7 protein-coding genes are annotated in these 3,627 nt (G+C 35.8%); 2 read left to right on the top strand and 5 right to left on the bottom strand.

Features of this window, described 5'->3' with window-relative positions; all coding sequences use genetic code 11:
- Window positions 1–183 precede the first annotated feature (183 nt).
- The 5 genes from EXE09_RS18550 to EXE09_RS18530 all read right to left on the bottom strand — a co-directional run bounded on the left by EXE09_RS18550 (window position 184) and on the right by EXE09_RS18530 (window position 2,779).
- Window positions 184–438 (bottom strand): hypothetical protein, encoded by a 255-nt coding sequence (locus EXE09_RS18550; RefSeq protein ID WP_228257236.1) that lies wholly within the window; start codon window positions 436–438, stop codon window positions 184–186.
- 2 nt (window positions 439–440) lie between these two features.
- Window positions 441–629, bottom strand: a complete 189-nt coding sequence (locus EXE09_RS18545; RefSeq protein WP_130118238.1) for a hypothetical protein — start codon at window positions 627–629, stop codon at window positions 441–443.
- Window positions 630–727: 98 nt separating this feature from the next.
- Window positions 728–1,036: a hypothetical protein gene (locus EXE09_RS18540; protein WP_130118237.1), complete on the bottom strand. Its 309-nt coding sequence runs from the start codon at window positions 1,034–1,036 to the stop codon at window positions 728–730.
- Entirely contained in the window at window positions 1,026–2,525 is a 1,500-nt protein-coding gene (locus EXE09_RS18535; RefSeq protein ID WP_130118236.1) for a replication initiation factor domain-containing protein, read from the bottom strand. Before EXE09_RS18535 ends, EXE09_RS18540 begins: the two co-directional genes overlap by 11 nt.
- A 2-nt stretch (window positions 2,526–2,527) precedes the next feature.
- Window positions 2,528–2,779: a hypothetical protein gene (locus EXE09_RS18530; protein ID WP_130118235.1), complete on the bottom strand. Its 252-nt coding sequence runs from the start codon at window positions 2,777–2,779 to the stop codon at window positions 2,528–2,530.
- Window positions 2,780–2,893: 114 nt separating this feature from the next.
- On the opposite strand from EXE09_RS18530, the gene EXE09_RS18525 reads away from it, so the two are divergent.
- Together EXE09_RS18525 and EXE09_RS18520 are read left to right on the top strand one after the other, a co-directional pair.
- On the top strand, window positions 2,894–3,091 hold the full coding sequence (locus EXE09_RS18525) for a hypothetical protein (protein WP_130118234.1): 198 nt from the start codon (window positions 2,894–2,896) through the stop codon (window positions 3,089–3,091).
- A complete protein-coding gene (locus tag EXE09_RS18520; protein WP_130118233.1) occupies window positions 3,091–3,528 on the top strand; it encodes a hypothetical protein in 438 nt (145 codons plus the stop codon). Before EXE09_RS18525 ends, EXE09_RS18520 begins: the two co-directional genes overlap by 1 nt.
- Window positions 3,529–3,627 lie beyond the last annotated feature (99 nt).

The following is a 3,627-nucleotide window of genomic DNA, read 5'->3' as shown; positions in this document are numbered from 1 at the left end:
TGCATTTGTAAGCGAAGGAGCAAAAGCAAGGCTTAAAACAAGTAAATAACTTATAACTTGCTTGCTAAAAGATGAAGTGCGACCCATGTGACCACCAGTGGAATCCAATAAAATATTGATGCGTTTTCTTCCATATCTACCTCAAAGAAAAATGCCCCCAAGTGGAGGCACTTTATTAGCTAATTACTTAGCAGTACGTTTGAAATAAGCCCAAGCAATACCAATACCAATTAAGACAACCAGTGTTCCAATGATGCCAACTACTGCTGCTTTGACAGCATCTAACTCACCAGATGCAGCAGTAAAATCTAACTCTGATGCAGCATTAGCAAGTGGAGATAAAACCATAGCACCACCGATGGTTGCACCTAAGCCATAAGTTGAAACATTGCGTAGTGTTAAAACACCACGTTTTTCTTGTACTGCAATTTTTGACATTTTCATGCCCTCTTTGAAAAGTTGTTAAATAAAGCAAATGCAATGATCAAGCCGTATATCCCTATAATCGGTGTCCCCAACATGACCATTTGTTGCTTTGTGATTGCGAGTTGTTCAAGTAAAGAAACTTGTTCAACCCATTGTGTACAAATGCTTGTCGCTTGATCTAGTGTTTGACAAACAAATGACATTGCTTACCCCTTACATGCACAAACATGAAAAGAATATTGTTGCTGATGTAAGTACGTGCCACAGATCGGACAGTCATACATCAAGAAATTTGAATAGATCATTTTGGTTGCGCCTGAGCTACTGGAGTTTTTTGTGGTACTAATTCTTTAATGATCATGCGTGAAGCAGAACCATTAGAAACTTGTTCAAGCATTACATCGGCTACAAGCGGATATTCAAGACCTTTGATTTTTTGAAAATTATCAGAAGTACCCCAAGGCATAGCTTCACCAACTTCACCCACGAAGTTTTCACCCTCCTGAAGTACAGCTTTATAAAAAATCGTTGTTTTATCGAAAGAAACACCGTTAAAACTACCTTTAGAAGCCTTAGCACCCAGTACAACCATTGTTGATTTAAATAGCATGGATAAAATCCTTATACGCAGATTGATTAAGTAGAGGAACACCAACAAATAGCGGTAATTCTTCATCTACATTTATGTTAAAAATTCTTCTGTTAAGACTAGAAAGACGTAATGACTGCATTACAGAAGCGTGAGTAAATTCAAGACGTTTAGGTACAACGTCCTTATCAGATGAAATAAGGTTTAAAAGCACATCGTCAGAAATGATTTTTCTGAATTGGCGTATGTATTTACCGAATTGTGTTTTTAAAACGTCGATTGCTTTATCAAAGTTAATCGTTGCTTGTTTTTCAACAAGTTGACATTTTTCAGGTGCAGTAAAGTCATGAAGCTGATTACACAAGGCTTCCAGTGCAGGATATGCACCTTTAAAATAGGTCGATGGAGACAAAAGGACATCTAAAGGCAAATAACGGTCAGATGATTTAAGCTCTAATTCGAGACGTGTCCAAAGGCTGAGAGAATCCCCCTCTTTTTTACCACGTTCATAACAGCGTAAGAATTTAGAGCTTTCACGATTACCAACAGTAAAGGTTAAACCTTTGCCGTTTATACGTTTCCAGTCACCAAGCTTATTAATTTCAGGATTGCGACCGCCATTAAAGAAACCGCCATCGGTATCCCATTGGTCACAAGCTTGAACAGAAACAAATTCACTCTCGAAATCATCAAAAGCAATATCGACACGATTTAATTTAGGATTTTTAGCTTGTACTTTCAGGAACTTATAAAGTTGTTCATTCCATCCCTTGCGAGCCAATGCACAGCCTGAGCCGTTTATTTGTACACGGATTCTTTTATTATTGTTTCCGTAAAGCACCATGCCTAAATTATCTTGTAAATCATAACCATACTTGTCAAAACGGATACCACATTTACGTTTTTCTGAGATACCAAAACCAAAAATTTCAAAGAGTAATTGATCAAGCCATGTTTCTATTGCGTCCCCTACTCCTAAATCAACTTGTTCATTTTCTAGGTTGTAATATTTGTCGCCAAAAGTAGAAACGCAGAAGCTAAAAGTAACCCAATCAAGACCGACAACATTATTTTCAATTGGAGTACACCGTAATACAGGTAAAACACCTTTTGGAGTAGAAACTAACTGGTAATTATCTAAATGACGAGGAAAGGCATGTAATTCTGATGTAGGTTGTGAATTCGCTTCCCCCATATTATAAAAGGGGGTGTCATCTGACCTTACTGCCGTGTTTTTAGCGGGTATGGCTATTTTTTGCACAAAGATTTCAGCGATAGATTCTGACTGGATTTTTTTAGGTTGAATCAAAGCATTTTCAAAAGCTTGAAGTTTATTTTTAGTAATCCCCTCAAGCATATTTCTAAGAGTCTGAGAATCGGCAAGGTTCACATCACCAAAAGCGGTACGAGCATAAATTTCGTGTGAGATTTCTTTTTCTTGAGCGAAGATTTCTGAAACTGATAAAAGCGCAGAATCATAAGCATGAATTTGTGAAAGGATTGTTTTCATCTCTACTCTTCCCCAAATGCGTCGATTAATTCTTGATTTGATTCTTTGTAAAGCGATGCGTATGTGTCGATCACAGTTGGATCGTAAGACCATTCATGACAAACAAAAGCCAAATGACTAAGGCACTTTTCAGTGTTGATTGCAGGACACATTGCATCTAATGCAATTTGACCTTGATCAGAAACAATCTTCGCAACAGTTTCGAAAGCGCACTGAATGAATTCTTGTTTTGTTTTAAAGCTCAAGCTTGTCATCCGACACCCTGACACAGAGAAACATAATTTCAACAAAGATACTATGAAACACTGTGTCAATGCAACAGGTTATATAATAATGAGTCATTGACACAAATTAACAGTAGTAGGGATATGGCATCAGTACAGATACGAGTTCAAGAAGATTTAGCAGACAAAATCGAGAATGCTAAATGGGAAATAAAATATAAATTAAGGCTAGAAATACAAAATACAGATGTATTAAATGCACTTATTTACCATCATTTAAAAGATTTAACTGAAGATGAAGTTCTTGAATATAGAAAGAAATTTTTAGGAAAGGATGAATAATGGGATTAGCTATATTTTGTTTAATATTTGGTTTTATTGCTGGATATTTGTATAGAAACTCAAAATCACCCATTCAGGAAAAGCAACCCACCCAAAAAACTAAAAATGTTTATTTAAGCTATAACGAACGACAAAGAGCAAAGCTAAATCACCAAAGTGATGCAGATCGAATACGTGAACTTAATTTACTTTCGCCAAACGAAAGTAAATTTATGCGTTTACTACAACATCAATTCACAGAAAATAAATTAATCATTAAAGACAGACGGTTCTATATAGCAGATCAGGACAACTACCCTATTGCTATATTTGAATATCGAGATGGTACAAAGCAATTAAGAGTTCAGGATAAAGAAGATGGTTTACCTGTATTTTTATACAAAGCAATTCTCTCCAGTGAAGCACTAGAACAAGACAAAAAAGCATTAATTACTTAGACGTAAAACATATTAAAAAAGGGTGATGGTTCACCCTTTTGTATTTTATAAGTTATTGTTTTAGCTTGGATTTCGCATAACGAAACTATTATGTTAAAT

Origin of the sequence: Acinetobacter sp. WCHAc060025, from assembly GCF_004209355.1 — a bacterium.
GTDB classification, from domain to species: domain Bacteria; phylum Pseudomonadota; class Gammaproteobacteria; order Pseudomonadales; family Moraxellaceae; genus Acinetobacter; species Acinetobacter wuhouensis.
Note: the sequence above shows the minus strand (reverse complement) of the source record. Positions and strands in the feature narration are given on the sequence as shown.

Coding starts and splice junctions, on each gene's coding strand:
- EXE09_RS18550 (WP_228257236.1), bottom strand. CDS start 438: ATGTCAAAAATTGCAGTACAAGAAAAACGTGGTGTTTTAACACTACGC.
- EXE09_RS18545 (WP_130118238.1), bottom strand. CDS start 629: ATGTCATTTGTTTGTCAAACACTAGATCAAGCGACAAGCATTTGTACA.
- EXE09_RS18540 (WP_130118237.1), bottom strand. CDS start 1,036: ATGCTATTTAAATCAACAATGGTTGTACTGGGTGCTAAGGCTTCTAAA.
- EXE09_RS18520 (WP_130118233.1), top strand. CDS start 3,091: ATGGGATTAGCTATATTTTGTTTAATATTTGGTTTTATTGCTGGATAT.
- EXE09_RS18530 (WP_130118235.1), bottom strand. CDS start 2,779: ATGACAAGCTTGAGCTTTAAAACAAAACAAGAATTCATTCAGTGCGCT.
- EXE09_RS18535 (WP_130118236.1), bottom strand. CDS start 2,525: ATGAAAACAATCCTTTCACAAATTCATGCTTATGATTCTGCGCTTTTA.
- EXE09_RS18525 (WP_130118234.1), top strand. CDS start 2,894: ATGGCATCAGTACAGATACGAGTTCAAGAAGATTTAGCAGACAAAATC.